At 62.0% G+C, this 17,004-nt stretch carries 16 protein-coding genes; all 16 read left to right on the forward strand.

The features are described from left to right. Positions 1-14: 14 nt before the first annotated feature. The 16 genes from RAK07_RS06415 to lptE all read left to right on the forward strand — a co-directional run bounded on the left by RAK07_RS06415 (position 15) and on the right by lptE (position 16,994). Complete coding sequence (locus RAK07_RS06415; RefSeq protein WP_305732005.1) at positions 15-233, forward strand: addiction module protein; 219 nt, start codon at positions 15-17, stop codon at positions 231-233. Further along, positions 230-538 (forward strand): type II toxin-antitoxin system RelE/ParE family toxin, encoded by a 309-nt coding sequence (locus tag RAK07_RS06420; protein ID WP_305732006.1) that lies wholly within the window; start codon positions 230-232, stop codon positions 536-538. The genes RAK07_RS06415 and RAK07_RS06420 overlap by 4 nt, the downstream gene beginning before the upstream one ends. A gap of 56 nt (positions 539-594) precedes the next feature. Next, positions 595-2,274, forward strand: coding sequence for a glutamine--tRNA ligase/YqeY domain fusion protein (locus tag RAK07_RS06425; protein WP_305732007.1), 1,680 nt, complete (start codon positions 595-597; stop codon positions 2,272-2,274). Between the two features lies 1 nt (position 2,275). Beyond that, positions 2,276-3,166: a GTPase Era gene (gene era / locus RAK07_RS06430; protein ID WP_305732008.1), complete on the forward strand. Its 891-nt coding sequence runs from the start codon at positions 2,276-2,278 to the stop codon at positions 3,164-3,166. Beyond that, a complete protein-coding gene (gene der / locus RAK07_RS06435; protein ID WP_305732009.1) occupies positions 3,163-4,491 on the forward strand; it encodes a ribosome biogenesis GTPase Der in 1,329 nt (442 codons plus the stop codon). The genes era and der overlap by 4 nt, the downstream gene beginning before the upstream one ends. A 73-nt stretch (positions 4,492-4,564) precedes the next feature. Further along, positions 4,565-5,476 (forward strand): response regulator, encoded by a 912-nt coding sequence (locus RAK07_RS06440; protein WP_305732010.1) that lies wholly within the window; start codon positions 4,565-4,567, stop codon positions 5,474-5,476. A 27-nt stretch (positions 5,477-5,503) separates the two neighbouring features. After that, positions 5,504-5,872 (forward strand): response regulator, encoded by a 369-nt coding sequence (locus RAK07_RS06445; RefSeq protein ID WP_305732011.1) that lies wholly within the window; start codon positions 5,504-5,506, stop codon positions 5,870-5,872. Next, positions 5,869-7,980, forward strand: a complete 2,112-nt coding sequence (locus RAK07_RS06450; protein ID WP_305732012.1) for a chemotaxis protein CheA — start codon at positions 5,869-5,871, stop codon at positions 7,978-7,980. The genes RAK07_RS06445 and RAK07_RS06450 overlap by 4 nt, the downstream gene beginning before the upstream one ends. 4 nt (positions 7,981-7,984) lie before the next feature. Further along, positions 7,985-8,785, forward strand: coding sequence for an ExeA family protein (locus tag RAK07_RS06455; protein WP_305732013.1), 801 nt, complete (start codon positions 7,985-7,987; stop codon positions 8,783-8,785). Further along, entirely contained in the window at positions 8,785-9,567 is a 783-nt protein-coding gene (locus RAK07_RS06460) for a chemotaxis protein CheW (protein WP_305732014.1), read from the forward strand. The genes RAK07_RS06455 and RAK07_RS06460 overlap by 1 nt, the downstream gene beginning before the upstream one ends. Continuing rightward, positions 9,548-10,036, forward strand: coding sequence for a chemotaxis protein CheW (locus tag RAK07_RS06465; RefSeq protein ID WP_305732015.1), 489 nt, complete (start codon positions 9,548-9,550; stop codon positions 10,034-10,036). The genes RAK07_RS06460 and RAK07_RS06465 overlap by 20 nt, the downstream gene beginning before the upstream one ends. Continuing rightward, positions 10,023-12,050 (forward strand): HEAT repeat domain-containing protein, encoded by a 2,028-nt coding sequence (locus RAK07_RS06470; protein WP_305732016.1) that lies wholly within the window; start codon positions 10,023-10,025, stop codon positions 12,048-12,050. Before RAK07_RS06465 ends, RAK07_RS06470 begins: the two co-directional genes overlap by 14 nt. After that, complete coding sequence (locus RAK07_RS06475; protein ID WP_305732017.1) at positions 12,028-12,906, forward strand: CheR family methyltransferase; 879 nt, start codon at positions 12,028-12,030, stop codon at positions 12,904-12,906. The genes RAK07_RS06470 and RAK07_RS06475 overlap by 23 nt, the downstream gene beginning before the upstream one ends. Then, on the forward strand, positions 12,903-13,946 hold the full coding sequence (locus tag RAK07_RS06480; protein ID WP_305732018.1) for a protein-glutamate methylesterase/protein-glutamine glutaminase: 1,044 nt from the start codon (positions 12,903-12,905) through the stop codon (positions 13,944-13,946). The genes RAK07_RS06475 and RAK07_RS06480 overlap by 4 nt, the downstream gene beginning before the upstream one ends. A 44-nt stretch (positions 13,947-13,990) precedes the next feature. After that, entirely contained in the window at positions 13,991-16,468 is a 2,478-nt protein-coding gene (gene leuS / locus RAK07_RS06485; RefSeq protein ID WP_305732019.1) for a leucine--tRNA ligase, read from the forward strand. Between the two features lie 28 nt (positions 16,469-16,496). Continuing rightward, a complete protein-coding gene (lptE, locus tag RAK07_RS06490; RefSeq protein ID WP_305732020.1) occupies positions 16,497-16,994 on the forward strand; it encodes an LPS assembly lipoprotein LptE in 498 nt (165 codons plus the stop codon). Positions 16,995-17,004: the final 10 nt, after the last annotated feature.

Below are 17,004 nucleotides of genomic sequence, written 5' to 3' on the forward strand. Positions count from 1 at the left end.
AGAGGGAGGAGACGATGGGTTCGGCACTACAGATTGATAAAATGAGCCTTGCTGAGAAGCTTGAAGCCATGGAAATGCTCTGGGACGATCTCACGCACCATGTTCAGGATGTTGCCATGCCAGAATGGCACACTGAGGTGCTTGCTGTACGTGAGGCTGATCTGTCTGACGGCACGGCCCGGTTTGACGACTGGGAAACTGCGAAGGAAAACATTCGCAGAGCCTTAAAATGAAAATCCGGATTCTTGATGCCGCCCAGCATGATCTGACGAGCGCTTATCGTTTTTACGAAGCCCAGGCAAAAGGGCTTGGCAGCTATTTTCTTAACTCGCTGTATGCGGATATTGATTCGCTGATGTTCTTTGCCGGTATCCATCAGGTGGTCCAGGGGGGCTATCTCAGGGTGCTGGCAAAGAGGTTTCCGTTTGCGATCTACTATCGTCTGGATGCTGGTACGGTTATGGTCTATGCGATTCTTGACTGCCGCCGAAATCCGGCATGGAACAGGAAACGACTCAAGCAGGCATCTTTACCCTGAATTGACAGTCAGTCACTCCGCAGGACTTTAATTGTAACCAAGAGGAAATATCACTAATGTCCACCGAACCAACCATAGCCCCCACCGCCAACTTCCTGCGCACCATTGTAGCCGACGATCTTGCCAGCGGCAAACACCAGACCGTGGTGACCCGCTTTCCGCCTGAGCCCAACGGCTATCTCCATATCGGCCATGCCAAGTCGATCTGTCTCAACTTCGGTCTGGCCCGGGATTTCGACGGCCAGTGCCACCTGCGGTTCGATGACACCAATCCGGTGAAAGAGGATACCGAGTATATCGAATCCATCAAGGAGAGCGTCCGCTGGCTCGGTTTCGACTGGGGAAATCATCTGTACCACGCCTCGGAGTATTTCGAGCAGCTCTACCAGTGGGCCGAATACCTGATCGAACAGGGCAAGGCCTATGTGGACGACCTGACCCCGGAGCAGATGAAGGAATACCGGGGCACCCTGACGGAAGCGGGTAAGGATTCGCCGTTCCGTGGCCGCAGCGTGGCGGAGAACCTGGATCTGTTCCGGCGGATGCGGGCCGGTGAGTTTCCGGACGGCAGCCGGGTGCTGCGGGCCAGAATCGACATGGCCTCGCCCAACATGAACCTGCGCGATCCGGTGCTGTACCGCATTCTGCATGCCACCCACCCCCATGTGGGGGATGCCTGGTGCATCTACCCGATGTACGACTTCACCCATGGCCAGAGCGATGCCCTGGAAGGGATCACGCACTCCATCTGTACCCTGGAGTTCGAATCCCATCGGCCCCTCTACGAGTGGTTCCTGGACAACCTGCCGGTCCCCTGCCGCCCCCGGCAGTACGAGTTTGCCCGCCTGAACCTCTCCTACACCGTGATGAGCAAGCGCAAACTGCAGGAGTTGGTGCAGACCGGCCTGGTCAAGGGCTGGGACGACCCCCGCATGCCCACTATCATGGGGTTGAAGCGGCGGGGCTATACCCCGGCCGCCATCCGCACCTTCTGCGAGCGGATCGGTGTGGGGCGCAGCGACGCCTGGATCGGCTTTGAACTACTTGAAGAATGTGTCAGGAACGACCTGAATGAGACAGCACTCCGCGCCATGGCGGTGCTGCATCCGGTTAAGCTGATCATTGACAACTATCCGGAAGGCCAGGTGGAGGAGTTCGAGGTGGCAAACCATCCGGCAAAGCCTGAACTTGGTACCCGTAAGATGCCGTTTTCGCGAGAGGTGTTGATCGACGCCGACGATTTCATGGAAAACCCGCCCAAGGGGTACCACCGCCTCACCGTTGGCGGCGAGGTGAAGCTCAAGTATGCCTACGTGGTCAAATGTACCGGCATTGTCAAGGATGCGGATGGCCGGATCATCGAACTGCACGGCGAGTACGATCCCGGCTCCACCAACGGTCCGGTCACCTCCGACGGCCGCAAGATCAAAGGGGTGATCCACTGGCTCTCCGCCCCCCATGCCGGAACCGTGGAGACCCGGCTGTTCGACCGGCTGTTCAACGATCCCAATCCGGACCGGGGAGGGGCGGACTACAAGCAGTTCCTGAACCCTGATTCCCTTGCCGTGCTGCCCCTCTGCCGGGTTGAGCCGTCCCTGATGCAGGCAGCACCGGGCACAAGCTTCCAGTTCGAGCGGTTGGGCTACTTCTGCGCCGACGAAAAGGATTCGCAGCCGGGAAAACCGGTGTTCAACCGGGTGGTGACCCTGAAAGATACCTGGGGAGCAAAGAACTGACATGACTGAAAACGCGTACAAATCCGGCTTTGTCTCCATCATCGGCCGTCCCAACGTGGGCAAGTCCACGCTGTTAAACCGCATCCTCGGTGAAAAGATCGTGGCGGTGTCGGACAAGCCCCAGACCACCCGCAACGTGATCCGCGGCATCCTGTCCGACGAGTCCAGTCAGATCGTGTTTGTGGATACACCGGGCATCCATACCGCCCGTACCCGCATCAACCGGGCCATGGTGGATGCGGCCATGAGCGCGGTCACCGGCATCGACATCATGCTGCTGGTGGTGGATGCCACCCAAAGGATTGAAGAGCCGTTTATCAGAGATATCTGCGCAAAGAGCGGCGCCCCGGTCTTTCTGGTGCTGAACAAGATCGATCAGGTGGAGCCCAAGGAGAAGCTGTTCAGCGTGATCGAGGGATACAGCCGCCTGCACGATTTTCCGGAAATCATCCCGATCTCGGCCCAGAGCGGCAGCAACGTGGAGCGGTTGGTGAACCTGCTGCGTGAACGCCTGCCGGAGGGGGTGCCGTTCTTTCCCGAAGATATCCTCACCGATCTGCCGGAGAAGTTCATCTGCGCGGAACTGATCCGGGAGAAGGTATTCCGCCTGACCACCCGGGAGATCCCCTACGGCACCGCCGTGGTGGTGGATGCCTTCCAGGAGCGGGAGAACGGCGTGGTGGCCATCACCGCCACCATCATGGTGGAGCGGGATACCCACAAGGGGATCATCATCGGCAAGCAGGGCAGCATGCTGAAGAAGATCGGCCAGCAGGCCCGGGGGGACATCGAGCGGCTGCTGGGGACCAGGGTCTACCTGGAACTGTTCGTCCAGGTGCAGGAGCGCTGGACCGAACGCACCGCCATGCTGCGGGAGCTGGGGTACGAATGAAATCGATCGTTGCCATAGTCGGCCGTCCCAATGTGGGGAAATCAACCCTGTTCAACCGGATTGTGGGAGAGCGCAGGGCCATTGTGGACGATATGCCCGGCGTGACCCGCGACCGTAACTACGCGGTGGTGGAACGCTTTGACAAGCCGTTCATCCTGGTGGATACCGGCGGCTTCGAGCCGGTCACCGAGGACCGCATGCTGCAGCAGATGCGGGAGCAGTCGCTCCTTGCCATGGAAGAGGCCGACGTCATCCTGTTCCTGATGGACGCCAAGCAGGGCCTGACGCCGGCCGACAACGAGGTGGCCGAGATGCTGCGCCGGGTGACCAAGCCGGTCTTCTACGTGGTCAACAAGGTGGACGGCGAGAAGATCGAGAACGAGGCGGCCGAGTTCTACGCCCTGGGGATCGAGACCCTGCACACCATCTCCGCGGCCCATAACCGCGGGGTGCGGGATCTGCTGGACGAGATCCAGGAGCTGCTGCCGGACACTCCCTTGCCAACGGAGGATGCGGTCACCAGTATCGCCGTGGTGGGGCGGCCCAACGTGGGCAAGTCCTCGCTGGTGAACCGGCTGCTGGGGTACGAGCGGGTGGTGGCCAACCCCACGCCCGGCACGACCCGGGATTCGGTGGACACCTTCTTTACCTGCAACAAGAAGCGCTACTGCCTGATCGACACCGCCGGTATCCGCCGCAAGGGAAAAACCAGCCAGAAGCTGGAAAAATTCAGCGTGGTGGATGCCCTGAAGAGTATCGAGCGGGCCGATGTGGCCCTGATCGTACTGAATGCCGAGCAGGGGATCACGGAGCAGGACAAGCATATTGCCGGCTATGTCTACGAGGCGGGCCGTTCCTGCGTGTTCGTGGTCAACAAGTGGGATACCCTGGAGAAGGACAACCGGACCCTGGGAAAGTTCGTGGAGCAGATCCAGTACGAATTCAAGTTCCTCGCCTTTGCGCCCATCGTGTTCGTGTCCGCCAAATCGGGCCAGCGGATACACCGGGTCATGGAAGAGGTTGCCGAGGTTGCGGAGCAGTATTCCCGGAGGGTTAGCACGGCAGAGTTGAACCGCGTCTTCAAGGATGCGGTGGAGGCGCACCACGCGCCGCTCCACGCCGGGCGCCGGGTCAAGTTCTACTTCGCCACCCAGGTGGCGGTAAAACCGCCCACCTTTGCCATTTTTACCAACCAGCCGGAGGGGATCGGCACCCCCTACGAGCGCTACCTGGGAAACCGCTTCCGGGAGGCCTTCGGCTTCAAGGGAACCCCCTTCAGGATGCTGTTCCGGGGCCGCGAAAAATCCCCGCCACAGGGGCGATAGCAGACCTTTACTTGGCAGTGTGCATGGTTTATCATGGCCGCGCTTTCCGGAGAGCGGCAAACGGGGGCTGCCGATGCAGGAGGCGCTGCGCGGAAAACTTGAGGATCTGGGGCCGGACGACATCATCCGGATTCTTGCCGTCAGCCGCCGGACCGGTATTCTACGACTCAGTCTGCAGGAGCGCACGGCAGTGCTCCGTTTCCGGAACGGTCTGCTGGTGGGGGCGGAGGCGCCGCAGCCGGGGCCGCTTCTGGGTGAACTGCTGGTACGCTGCGGTGTCGTCGGACAGGAAACCGTGGATCGCGCCTTGGCGGTACAACGGCAGGAGGACGTCGGGGTTCCGCTCGGCGTGATCCTGCGCAGCCGTTTCGGTGTGGAGTTGCGGCAGCTTGAGCCGGTAGTGCGGGAGCAGCTGGCGCAGATCATCACGCCGCTCTTGTCCTGGAGCCGTGGCGAGTACGATTTTATTCCCCTGGCTGTCATCGAGACCGTGGATGCAGCCTACCTGGACCCGCTGCAGGTGCTGGCGGAGTACGTCGGCCAACCTGTCGCGCCGCTGCCGGTTCCCCCGGTGGTGGTGGTTGATGATGACCGGGATTTGCTGCGCTGTCTGAAGCAGGGACTGGAGGAGGCATTTGTCGTCACTGCCTTGACCGTTGCCGAGGATGCGCTGGCTGAAATTGACCGTCTTTGTCGGGAAGGGAGCCGTCCTGCGCTGGTGGTGGACCTGATCATGCCCCGACAGGACGGTTCCGGCATGCTGGCGGGGCTTGACCTGGTCCGGTCCGTCAGGCGCCGTTTTCCGGATCTGCTTCTGCTTGCCGTTGCCGATTTTCATCATGCCGAGGCAGCAGCCGAGGTGACGGCCGCCGGCTATCCCCTGCTGGAAAAACCACGGCGGGGAAGCGTGCAGGGGGAGTCGTTCACCAGGTTTTCCGAAGAAGTGCGGAAATTCCTGGACGGAGCATATCCCCGGATTTCATGAGTAACCACCTGCGGAGGTAGGGAAGCAGTGAAACCTTTCACCATTCTCGTTGTTGACGATTCAACCGCCATGCGTTCGCTTTTGGTCTCCACCCTGGAGTCCCTGGGGGCGGTCACCGTCCTGCAAGCCCCCAACGGTTTCGAGGCGCTGCGTATTCTCCCCCGTCAGGAGATTAATCTGCTGCTGACCGACATCAACATGCCGGATATCAACGGCCTTGAACTGCTCAATTTTGTCCGCACCAACCCGATCTACAAGGATCTGCCGGTGGTGATCATCTCCACCGAGGGGAGCAGTAAGGATATAGAAAAAGGCATGTCACTGGGCGCCAGCGAATACCTGGTGAAACCGTTTCAGCCCGACCAGTTGCTGGAGATCGTCAGAAGGTTCCTATGAACACGACCTCCTCGCCAACCATGGATGCCGCTCGCGACTTTCTGGCCGAGGCCGAGGAGGTCGTCGAGGAGTTGGGAACCCGCTTGGGGGAGCTGTCGGACATGGCCGAGCAGGGGGCCTGGGATCCGGATCTGCTCAATGCTATTTTCCGCGATGCCCACTCCCTGAAGGGGTTGGCCGGCATGTTCGGATTTGCCGTGGTTTCCGACGTGGCCCATCATACCGAGAACCTGCTGGACTGGCTGCGCATGGGCAAGGTTTCCCTCAGCAAGCCGGTATTGGAGATCCTGTTTTCGTCAGCCGAACTGTTGACCACTCTGTTGCGCTCGACCCTGGACGGCACGGTGGATCAGCATCGTGACGCCGTCGAAGCCCATGCCCGTTCCATCACCGCCTGCCTGAACCCTGTCGGCGATACGGATGCCGCCTCTCCATTCCAGCAACTGGGGCTGCCCGTCACCCTGACCGGCTCCCTGACCGACTACGAAGAGCACCGCCTGAAGGAGAATCTGGCCAAGGGGCGTTTCATCCATGTGGTCCATGCTTCCTTTGAACTGCTCACCTTCGATGAAGGGCTGAACGAACTGACCGGCCGCCTGAAGCGGTGCGGCGAGGTGATCAGCACCCTGCCCAGCGTGGGTGAGAACATGGAGACCCACATCGACTTCGACCTGCTGGCGGGCACTGAGCGTGACCGGGCACAGCTTGAAGAGGTGCTGGAAGGAACCCCGGCACTCATCTCCTTCAGTGGCGGCGGTCCGGCTGCCGTGATGACGTTGTCGCCGGACGGTGACGCCGGAGCGGCAGAAGCGCCGCTTGCCGCAGTGCCGGCTGCTTTGCCGCCGGAGCAGGTTCGCTCCGTTGATCAGGAGCCGCCGACGTCGGCGGCAGCCGAAGAACCGTTTTCCGCCAAGAGTATGAGCCGTACGGTACGGGTGGATATCGGCAAGCTGGATGAGTTGATGAACATTGTCGGCGAACTGGTGCTGGCCCACTCCTCCATCGCGTCCATTGCCGGACGGATGCGGGCCGAAGGGTTCTCGCGCATGGCCATTGACCTGGGCAAGGCGGCCAAAGGGCTGGAGCGCCGTCTGGGAGATCTGCAGAAGGGGGTCATGGATATCCGGATGATTCCGGTGGGGCAGCTCTACGAGAAGATGTCCCGCATCGTGCGCAAGATATCCCGCGAACAGGGGAAAAAAATCGATCTGAAACTGTACGGCGCCGAGACGGAGCTGGACAAGCTGATCGTTGAGGATATCGCCGACCCGCTGATGCATATCATCCGCAATGCCATCGATCACGGCATCGAATCGCCGGAAAAGCGGCTGGCCGCGGGCAAGAGCGAACGCGGCCTCGTGCGGCTCGCTTCCTACCAGAAGGGCAACCATGTCGTCATCGAGGTTGAGGATGACGGTGGCGGCATCAATATCGACAAGATCAAGAAGAAAGCGCTTCAGAAGGGACTGGTGCAGGATGTGTCGGGACTTTCCGACAGGGAGGCTCTGGAACTGATCTTTCTCCCCGGCTTTTCCACTGCCGATGCCGTCACCGACGTCTCCGGCCGGGGGGTGGGGATGGACGTGGTGCGCAACAACATCGCCGCCGTTTCCGGCATGGTGGACGTGGAAACCTGGCCGGGTCGCGGTTCCCGCTTCACCATCGTGCTGCCGATCACCCTGGCCATCATCAAGGCGCTGATCGTGTTCTGCGCCGGCCGCACCTACGCGGTGCCGATCACCTCGGTCATCGAATCGCTGATTCTCTCGCCATCGGACATCAGGACGGTGGAGGGGAAAGAGGTCATCAGCCTGCGGGAGCAGACCCTGCCGATCATCCGTCTGGAAAATTTTTTCCGGATCGAGCGGACCGGCATCTGCCCCGGCGACCAGTACGTGGTGGTGGTGGGGGTTGCCGAAAAGCGGCTGGGGCTGGTGGTTGACGACCTGCTGGGGCAGCAGGATATCGTGATCAAGCCCCTGGGCGGTGCCTTCAAGTCGCTCAAGGGGATTTCCGGCGCCGCCGACCTGGGGGACCAGCGCACCATCCTGGTGCTGGACAGCGGCAGCATCATAGCCGAGCTGATGCGGAGCGGCCAGGGAGGGTAACCCGATGTACAAACAGTATTTCGGGCTGCGGGAAAAACCGTTCGGCAAGACCCCTGATCCCCGGTTCCTGTTTCTGTCGGCCGGGCACCAGGAGGCGCTGGCCCGGCTCGAATACGCGGTGGAGGAGCGGGAGATTGCGCTGCTGACCGGCGACGTGGGCTGCGGCAAGACCACCCTGTCGCGGGCGCTGATGGATCGCTGCGGCAGCGGCTACCGCTTCGTGATGATCTTCAATCCGCGCATGGGAGCACTGGAGTTCCTGCGTGCCGTCGCCCACGGCCTGGAGGTGGATGAACCGGCCCGCAGCAAGGAGGATCTGCTGCGTCAGATCACCGGCAGGCTGTACGAACTGTACCGACGGGAGATCTCCCCGGTGCTGGTGATCGACGAGGCACAGACCATCGGTGAGCTGGCCGTGTTCGACGAAATCCGGCTGTTGACCAACTATCAGATGGATGAGCATAACCTGCTCAGCGTGCTGATCATGGGGCAGCCGGAATTGCGTACCATTCTGCGCTATCAGCCGATGGAACCGCTTCGCCAGCGAATATCGCTGCATTTTCACCTGAACCCCCTGACCCCGGAAGAAACCATGGAATACCTGGATTTCAGGGTCACGGCGGCAGGCGGTACGGCGGGACTCTTCACCCCGGACGCGGTGCAGGCTATTTTCGAACTGTCCGGCGGCGTTCCCCGCCGGATCAATACCCTTGCCACCAACGCCCTGCTGGTGGCCTACGGCAATGACGCCGCCGTCATCGATGCGTCGATCATTCAGGAAGTCCGTGATGAGGTGACACTCTGATGGAACTGGCCAAGATCAGGAACAAGGCCCTGCTGGCGGAACAGGCAGCGGCGGAGTCCCGCAGCATCACAGCGGAGGCCCTTTTCCCGGAGCTGCCGGCGGAGACCGCAGCGACGGGAGTATCCCTGGTGCCCGACGCCTCCGTGCCGGCTGCAGCGGCAGAGCACCCGGAACCGGCGCTGGAGCCCCTTCGTTTCAATGCACCGCAGCGGCGCTTTGACCCGCTGGCTGTGATTCTTGCGGGGCGCGTCGCTGCCAGCTCCCTCTCCGTCGGTACTCAGGCGGACGAACCGGTTGTCCCGACGGAGGAGGCGATTGACGAACGCTTCGAAGAGTTTCTGTGCTTTACCCTCGGCGACGAGGAGTACGGCGTCAACATCATGGAGATCAAGGAGATCATCAAGCCGCGGGAGCTGACCGAGGTTCCCCGTACGCCCGTTTTCGTGGACGGCGTGCTCTCCCTGCGGGGAGTGATCGTGCCGGTACTGGCCATGCGCCGGCGTCTTGAGATGACACCTGCCAGGGATCGCAGCCAGGAGCGTATCGTCATCGTCCGTCACGGCGACGGCCTTACCGGCCTGCGGGTGGACCGGGTGACCGGTGTGGTGCGGATAGCGGAGCGTTGTCGTGAGGCCGCACCGGGGGTGCTGGAGGGAACGGCCCGGGAGTTCGTGGCCGGCATCGGCAGAAGTGACGGGCGGATGATCATCATCCTTGATGTGGCCAGCATCATCGACTTCAGTTTCGGAGAGGTACAGGACCATGGCAGCCGCTCCAACTGAACTGCAACTGGCGGGATTCCGCCTGGGAGATACCCTGTTTGCCGTTGATATCATGCGGATCAGGGAGATCGTGCTGCCCCAACGGCTTGCCGGCATGCCGCTTGCCGTTTCGGCCCTGGACGGCATGATCAACCTGCGCGGTGCCGTGATACCGGTGCTGAACCTGCGGGCCCGGTTCGGCATGCCGCCGCTGCCCGGCGGTAGCGGCAAGCTGATGATCGTTTCCCTGTTCGGTCGTCAGGTGGCGCTGGCTGTTGACGAGGTCGAGGATGTGATCGCCGTGCCGGTTCGTGACCTGACCCCCCCGCCCGACATGGTGGACGGCGTGGGGAATGAGTATCTGGTAGCAGTCTGCCTGCATAACGGAGAGCTGTACCTGGTGCTGAACATCGACGCCCTGTTCGGGTATACCGACCCGGGGCGGTCCGGCTCCGGTGCCGGGGAGAAGGAGTATCATGGGAGCGTCTGAAGGTACCATGCCGCTGGGAGATACCATCGAGGAGGCGCGGCGGAAAACCATCAGCGCCCTCAAGGGAAAGCCGCTCGCGGACAATTTCGACCGGCTGCTGGTCGCCTTGGGGGACGAAAGCTGGCGGGTCCGCAAAGAGGCGGTGGAGGTGCTGCTCACCGCCCGTCTCGGCCAGAGCGAGATCAATCAACTGATTCAGCTGCTTCGCGACGAGGACAATGCGGGCCTGCGCAACTCAACCGCCGAGGTGCTGGCCGGACTGGGCTGCCAGGTGGTGCCGTACCTGCTGGCCTACCGGGAGGATCCGGACCACGACCTGCGCAAGCTGGTGGTGGACACCCTGGGGGTGGTGGGAGGGGACGAGGCGATAGCCGGCCTGACCGCCTCGCTGCACGATCCGGATATGAACGTGGCTGCTGCTGCCGCCGAGGGGCTGGGGGCGGTGGGGACTGCCGCGGTGGTACCGGAACTGCTGCGGACCCTTGAACTGAATGCCGGCGACTTTCTCAATTTCAACATTCTTGCCGCCTTGGCGAATATTGGTGTTCCGGGGCCGCTCCCGCCGGTAATTGCCTTGCTTGCCGGCAATGCCATGCTCAGGCGGGCGGTGCTGGATTGTCTCGGTCAGATCGGCGGTGATCCGGCCGCCGCGGAGATCGTTCTGGAGGCGCTTGCGTCCCCCATGCCCAGCGTGTTCCGCTCCGCCGTCATTGCGCTGGAGCGGATTCTGCGCAACCTGGCGCCGGCGGCGCAGCAGCAGGTGATAGAACGGTTGAAGCCGCTTCTGGACAGCGGCGCGTTCGATGCCTGCATCAGTGGCGTGCGCTGCGACGACAACAAGCTGAACAAGGCCCTGCTGGTGCTGTTCGAACGGTTGGCGGACCCGCGGACCGCTCCTGCCCTGATCGTACTGCTTGCCGACGAGCGGTTTGCCACCGAGGCCGAGCAGGCGCTGCGCGCCATCGGGGCCGCTGCCGTCACCACGGCGCTTGCTGTCTTCCCGGATGTCGATGAGCGGACCAGGGCCGCCATCTGCGGGTTCGTGTCCAGCGCGCCGCCGGACGGGCGGACCGCTGCCACCATTACGAGCGGCATGAAAGACGCTTCGCCCCTGGTGCGCCGTGCTGCCGCCGCCGCCGCCGCCCGGATCTGCGACCGTACAAACCTGACCATGGAGATTGCGGAGCTGCTGGAGGACCGGGATAGTTCGGTGCGGGAGGCGGCGCTGCATGCCCTGGCACAGTGTGTTTCCGGCAGCGAGCAGTTGATCGCCCCCCTGGCCGAGAGCCTGAGCAGGTCGGACGATCCGGCCCGCCGGCGGGATGCGGCCACGCTCTTCGCCGCCCTGGCCGCGGAGGAGCGGATCGGTGTCCTGCTCAAGGACGAGGATCCCACGGTCCGTGAGGCGGCGGTGAAGGCGATCGGTTCGTTCCAGCTGCATGATTCCTGCACCTACCTCTCCATGGCGCTGGTTGACGAAGACCCCGACGTGCGGATCGCCGCCGCCGAGGCGCTTGGGGTAACGGTCAGTAATTGCGCTTCCATCAGATCCCTGCGGTTGGCGCTCAGGGACCAGGATTCCTGGGTGCAGGCATCCGCGCTGCGCAGTCTGGCCCGGCTGGCCAGCGAACAGATCCTGGAGGATGTCAAGGACCTCTGGCAGCGGGGGGATGAGGTGGCGCAACTGGCCTGCCTGGAAGTACTGGGAAGGATTGCGGCGCCGGAAGGACTGCGGATGGTGGCGGAAAACCTGGGGATGCGCAGCGGAGAAGTGCTGCGGGGATGCATTCAGTTGCTTGCCCGCCATGACTTCACGTTGCTTGAACCCTGGTTCAGCCATATCATCAGCCATCGCAGTTGGGACATCCGCCTGGAGGCGGTGCGGGCCGCCGGCAACCTGCCGCAGCCGGAGCGGACAGCAATACTGGAGGCTGCTCTGGAGCGCGAGGAGCATGAACTGGTCAAGCGGGAACTGCAGTCGGTACTGGCCTATGACAGCACTCCTTGCACCTGAGCAGTCAATTGTCATGACCGAGGAGGAGTTCCTCCTGTTGCGTGATCTGGTGTATGATCACTGCGGTCTCTGGTTCGACAGCCACAACTCCTATCTGCTGGAGAAGCGGCTGACTCGCCGGCTCGTCGTGCACAACTTCAGCACCTTCCTTGAGTACTACCAGTTCCTGAAACTGAGTCGCAAGCGGACCCAGGAGCTGGATGAAATCATGGATATCCTGACCACCAACGAGACCTATTTCTTTCGTGAGGCGTTCCAGCTCAAGGCCTTCAGCGAGGAGATCGTCCCGGAACTGCGCAACAGCAAGGAAAAGGCCGGAACCAGCCGCACCCTGCGCATCTGGAGCGCCGGCTGTTCCAGCGGTGAAGAACCCTACACCATCGCCATGCTGCTGCTGGAACTCCCCTTCATGCGCGACTGGAAAGTGGAGATCGTCGGTACCGACATCAGCCAGCGGGTGTTGCAGCAGGCCCGCCGCGGTGTGTACGGACAATCATCCTTCAGGACCACGGATGATTACTTCACCCGTCAATACTTTGTCCGTCAGGACGACGGCTTCCGCATATCCGACCGGGTACGGGAGCTGGTGACCATCAGCCATCTGAACCTGTTGGACCAGAACCGGATCGGCATGCTGGGGAACTTTGACGTGGTCTTCTGCAGGAACGTGATCATTTACTTCGACCCGGCTGCCAAAAAACAGGTGGTGGAATCCTTCCACCAGGTGTTGAACCAGGGGGGGTACCTGCTGCTGGGACACTCGGAATCGCTGATGAACGTGACGACCAAATTCATGCTGCGCCATTTCAAAAACGACATGGTCTACCAGAAGCCGGTCAACGGAGGGGTGCTATGAAACCGTTCCGGGTACTGGTCGTGGATGACTCCGCCTACAGTCGCCGCACCATCAGCCGGATGCTGGACAATATGCCGCAGATCGAGGTGGTGGGGTACGCTGGTGACGGCGAAGAGGGAATCCGCCAGGTCATCGCACTTAAGCCGGACTTGGTTACCCTGGACCTGGAAATGCCCCGCATGGACGGTTTCACCCTGCTGCGCATCCTGACCACCCGCTTCAACCTGCCGGTAATCGTGATCAGTGCTTCCAGCGAGGCGGACAAGGTGTTCCGAGCCCTGGAAATGGGGGCGCTTGACTTCGTGGCCAAGCCGGAGCGCAGCAATACCCCGGCACTGAACTCCATTGAACTGGACCTGGCCCAGAAAGTACGCAACGTCCTTGCCGCCCGTAAGCGGACGCTGGAGCAGGAGCCGGAAGAGGAACCGCTCCCGCCGCCGGGACGCATCCTCCGCCCCCGACGTCGCTCTCTGGAGCTGGTGGCCATTGCTGCCTCCACCGGTGGTCCGCCGGCGCTGCAAAGTATTTTCAGCGGCTACGACCAGAGCTACCCCTTCGGCATCGTGGTGGCCCAGCACATGCCGTCAGGATTCACCCGTGCCTTTGCCGACCGCCTGAACCGTGTTTCCCACTTCGAGGTGCGGGAGGCGGAGGATGGTGATCTGGTTCAGCCCGGACTGGCGCTGGTGGCACCCGGCGGCAGAAACATGGTGCTGCAGAGTGTGGGGATCGAGGTACGGGCACGCATCCTCCCGCCGGACCCTGAAGATCGCTACCTTCCGTCGGCTGACCGGCTGTTTGCCTCCTGTGCCCACATCTACGGCAAGCGAATGCTGGCGGTGGTGCTGACCGGCATGGGCAACGACGGTAAGGAGGGGGTTGTGGCGGTCAAGGAAAAGGGCGGGCTGGTACTGGCCGAATCCGAAGCCAGTGCCGTGGTCTACGGCATGCCCCGGGAGGCGGCGGCAACCGGTTGTGTGGACCGGATCGTGCCGCTGCCGGGAATCTCTCAGTCAATTCTTGATCTGGGTGGATTCTGAAGCGAGTTCAAAACCACGAATTTTATCGAATGAGGAGTAGCCGGATGTCAGCAGAGCAGAAATACACACCGCTGGAGATCGAACACAAATGGCAGGAAATGTGGGACCGGGAAAAGACCTTTTCGGTGACCGAAACTGCCGATCGCCCCAAATACTATCTGCTGGAGATGTTTCCCTATCCCTCTGGCCGGATCCATATGGGCCATGTCCGCAACTACTCCATCGGCGACGTCATCGCCCGTTTCAAGCGGATGCGCGGCTTCAACGTGCTCCATCCCATGGGGTGGGACGCCTTCGGCATGCCGGCGGAAAACGCCGCTATCAAGAACAACAGCCATCCGGCCGCCTGGACCTATGAGAACATCGCCTACATGCGGGATCAGCTGAAGCAGATGGGACTCTCCTACGACTGGACCCGGGAACTGGCCACCTGCGATGTTTCCTACTACCGCTGGGAACAGAAGCTGTTCATCGAGATGTTCAAGAAGGGGCTGGCCTACAAGAAACGCTCCTTTGTCAACTGGTGTCCCTCCTGCGAGACCGTGCTGGCCAACGAGCAGGTGGAGGACGGCGCCTGCTGGCGCTGCGACAACGAGGTAACCCAGAAGGAGCTTGAGCAGTGGTTCTTCCGCATCACCGACTACGCCCAGGAGTTGCTGGATTACACCGAGAAACTGCCCGGCTGGCCGGAGCGGGTGCTGGTGATGCAGCGCAACTGGATCGGCCGCAGCACCGGCTGCGAGATCGATTTTCCGCTTGAAGGCCGGGACGGGGCGATCCGGGTCTTTACCACCCGTCAGGACACCCTGTTCGGCGCCACCTTCATGTCATTGGCGCCGGAGCATCCGATGGCCCTGGAACTGACGCTGCCGGAACGGCGTGCAGAGGTAACTGCTTTCATCGACAAGGTCAAGAAGACCGACCGGATCAGACGCACTGCCGATGATTTCGAAAAAGAAGGGGTCTTCACCGGCAGCTACTGCATCAACCCGGCCACCGGCCGCCGCATGCCGATCTACCTGGCCAATTTCGTACTGGTGGAGTACGGCACCGGTGCGGTGATGGCGGTGCCGACCCACGACCAGCGCGATTTCGAGTTTGCCCGGGCCTACGATCTGCCCAAGGTGGTGGTGATCCAACCGGAGGGCGAAACCCTCGATCCGGCCGCCATGACCGCCGCCTACACCGAGCCGGGTACCATGGTCAACTCGGCCCCCTTTGACGGCATGGGGAGCGAAGCGGCCAAGGAGGCCATTGCCGACTGGCTGGAGCAGGAAGGGAAGGGGAAGAAGACCGTTAACTTCCGCCTGAGGGATTGGGGGGTATCACGGCAACGATACTGGGGTTCTCCCATTCCGATCATCTACTGCGACCAGTGCGGCGCCGTGCCGGTGCCGGACCGGGATCTGCCGGTTACCCTTCCCCTTGATGTGGCCTTTACCGGCGAAGGGGGAAGTCCCTTGGCCAAGCTGGAAAGCTTCATCTCGGTCACCTGTCCCACCTGCGGCGGGCCTGCCCGCCGCGAAACCGACACCATGGACACGTTCGTGGAGTCCTCCTGGTATTTCCTGCGCTACTGCTGCCCCGACTTTGAAGGCGGCATGCTGGACAAGGAACGGACCCGCTACTGGATGTCGGTGGACCAGTATATCGGCGGCATCGAGCATGCTGTGCTGCACCTGCTCTACGCCCGGTTCTTCACCAAGGTGATGCGCGATCTGGGCTACGTGACGGTGGATGAGCCGTTCACCAACCTGCTCACCCAGGGGATGGTGATCAAGGACGGCGCCAAGATGAGCAAGTCCAAAGGAAACGTCGTTGATCCCGACGCCCTGATCAAGAAGTACGGCGCCGATACGGCTCGGCTGTTCTCCCTGTTTGCCGCGCCGCCGGAAAAGGACCTGGATTGGAACGAACAGGGAGTTGACGGCTGCTACCGCTTCATCAACCGGGTCTGGAAACTGGTGCATGAGCATCTGGCGGTGATCCGGGGGGCATCCCCGGTGGAGCCGGCGACTCTGACGGACGAGGAACGCGCCCTGCGCCGTGCCGTACACAAGACCCTGAAAAAGGTGACCGACGACATTCACGACCGTTTCCACTTCAATACCGCCATCGCGGCGGTGATGGAACTGATGAACACGTTGCAGGGGGCACGTCTTTCCACACCGCAGGCAGCGGCGGTGCTGAAGGAAGCTCTGGAGCTGACGGTGCTGATGCTCTCCCCCTTCATCCCCCACGTCACCGAAGAACTGTGGCAGCGGATCGGCCACGTGGTGCCGATTTCGTCAACCGCCTGGCCCTCCTGGGATGCGGGGGCGGTGGTGGATGAGGAAATCCTGATCGTGGTGCAGGTGAACGGCAAGCTGCGCTCCCGCATCGCCGTGGCCGCCGGTACCGACGATGAAACCGTGAAATCCCTGGCCCTGGCGGACGACAAGGTGCGGGTCTTTACCGACGGTCAGCAGCTGCGCAAGGTGATTTACGTTCCCGGAAAGCTGGTGAACATCGTTGCGGGGTAGGGCAGTGACATGGCGCGGAGCGCTGCTCGTGCTGCTGCTCACCCTGGTGGCGGGATGCGGGTACCGCTTTACCGCTGATCAGGGGGCGCGGCTTGCGGCGGGCAGCACGGTCTGGGTGCCGTTCTTCAGGAACACCACCGTGTACCCGCTTGGCAGCGTGGCGCTCAAGCGGGCGCTGTTTGAGCAGTTTGCGGCCCAGCGCGGTATCATGGCCGCATCATCACCGGAAACTGCCGATCTGCTGCTTGAAGGAACCTTGATCGGCTATCAGTCAACGGCCGTGAGCTATACGGCCGCCGATACGGCGCGGGAATACCGCCTGACCATCAATGCTGAAATCACGGTGCGGCGTCGGGGAGATGCCGCCGGCACGCCTCCCTTCTGGAAGGGCTCACTGACCGCCTGGCAGGAGTATCCGGCTTCTTCCTCCCTCGAACAACAACGCAGAAGCGAGGATGCCGCCCTTGAGGCTGCGGCCCGCAAGCTGGCGCAGCAGGCGATCTGGCAGATGGAGCAGCAGTACTGACGCCGGGGCC

The sequence above is a fragment of the Trichlorobacter ammonificans genome, from assembly GCF_933509905.1.
In the GTDB taxonomy this organism is placed as follows: domain Bacteria; phylum Desulfobacterota; class Desulfuromonadia; order Geobacterales; family Pseudopelobacteraceae; genus Trichlorobacter; species Trichlorobacter ammonificans.

Coding starts and splice junctions, on each gene's coding strand:
- der (WP_305732009.1), top strand. CDS start 3,163: ATGAAATCGATCGTTGCCATAGTCGGCCGTCCCAATGTGGGGAAATCA.
- RAK07_RS06460 (WP_305732014.1), top strand. CDS start 8,785: ATGGAACTGGCCAAGATCAGGAACAAGGCCCTGCTGGCGGAACAGGCA.
- RAK07_RS06480 (WP_305732018.1), top strand. CDS start 12,903: ATGAAACCGTTCCGGGTACTGGTCGTGGATGACTCCGCCTACAGTCGC.
- RAK07_RS06420 (WP_305732006.1), top strand. CDS start 230: ATGAAAATCCGGATTCTTGATGCCGCCCAGCATGATCTGACGAGCGCT.
- RAK07_RS06415 (WP_305732005.1), top strand. CDS start 15: ATGGGTTCGGCACTACAGATTGATAAAATGAGCCTTGCTGAGAAGCTT.
- RAK07_RS06425 (WP_305732007.1), top strand. CDS start 595: ATGTCCACCGAACCAACCATAGCCCCCACCGCCAACTTCCTGCGCACC.
- era (WP_305732008.1), top strand. CDS start 2,276: ATGACTGAAAACGCGTACAAATCCGGCTTTGTCTCCATCATCGGCCGT.
- RAK07_RS06450 (WP_305732012.1), top strand. CDS start 5,869: ATGAACACGACCTCCTCGCCAACCATGGATGCCGCTCGCGACTTTCTG.
- RAK07_RS06470 (WP_305732016.1), top strand. CDS start 10,023: ATGGGAGCGTCTGAAGGTACCATGCCGCTGGGAGATACCATCGAGGAG.
- RAK07_RS06440 (WP_305732010.1), top strand. CDS start 4,565: ATGCAGGAGGCGCTGCGCGGAAAACTTGAGGATCTGGGGCCGGACGAC.
- RAK07_RS06455 (WP_305732013.1), top strand. CDS start 7,985: ATGTACAAACAGTATTTCGGGCTGCGGGAAAAACCGTTCGGCAAGACC.
- leuS (WP_305732019.1), top strand. CDS start 13,991: ATGTCAGCAGAGCAGAAATACACACCGCTGGAGATCGAACACAAATGG.
- RAK07_RS06465 (WP_305732015.1), top strand. CDS start 9,548: ATGGCAGCCGCTCCAACTGAACTGCAACTGGCGGGATTCCGCCTGGGA.
- RAK07_RS06475 (WP_305732017.1), top strand. CDS start 12,028: ATGACAGCACTCCTTGCACCTGAGCAGTCAATTGTCATGACCGAGGAG.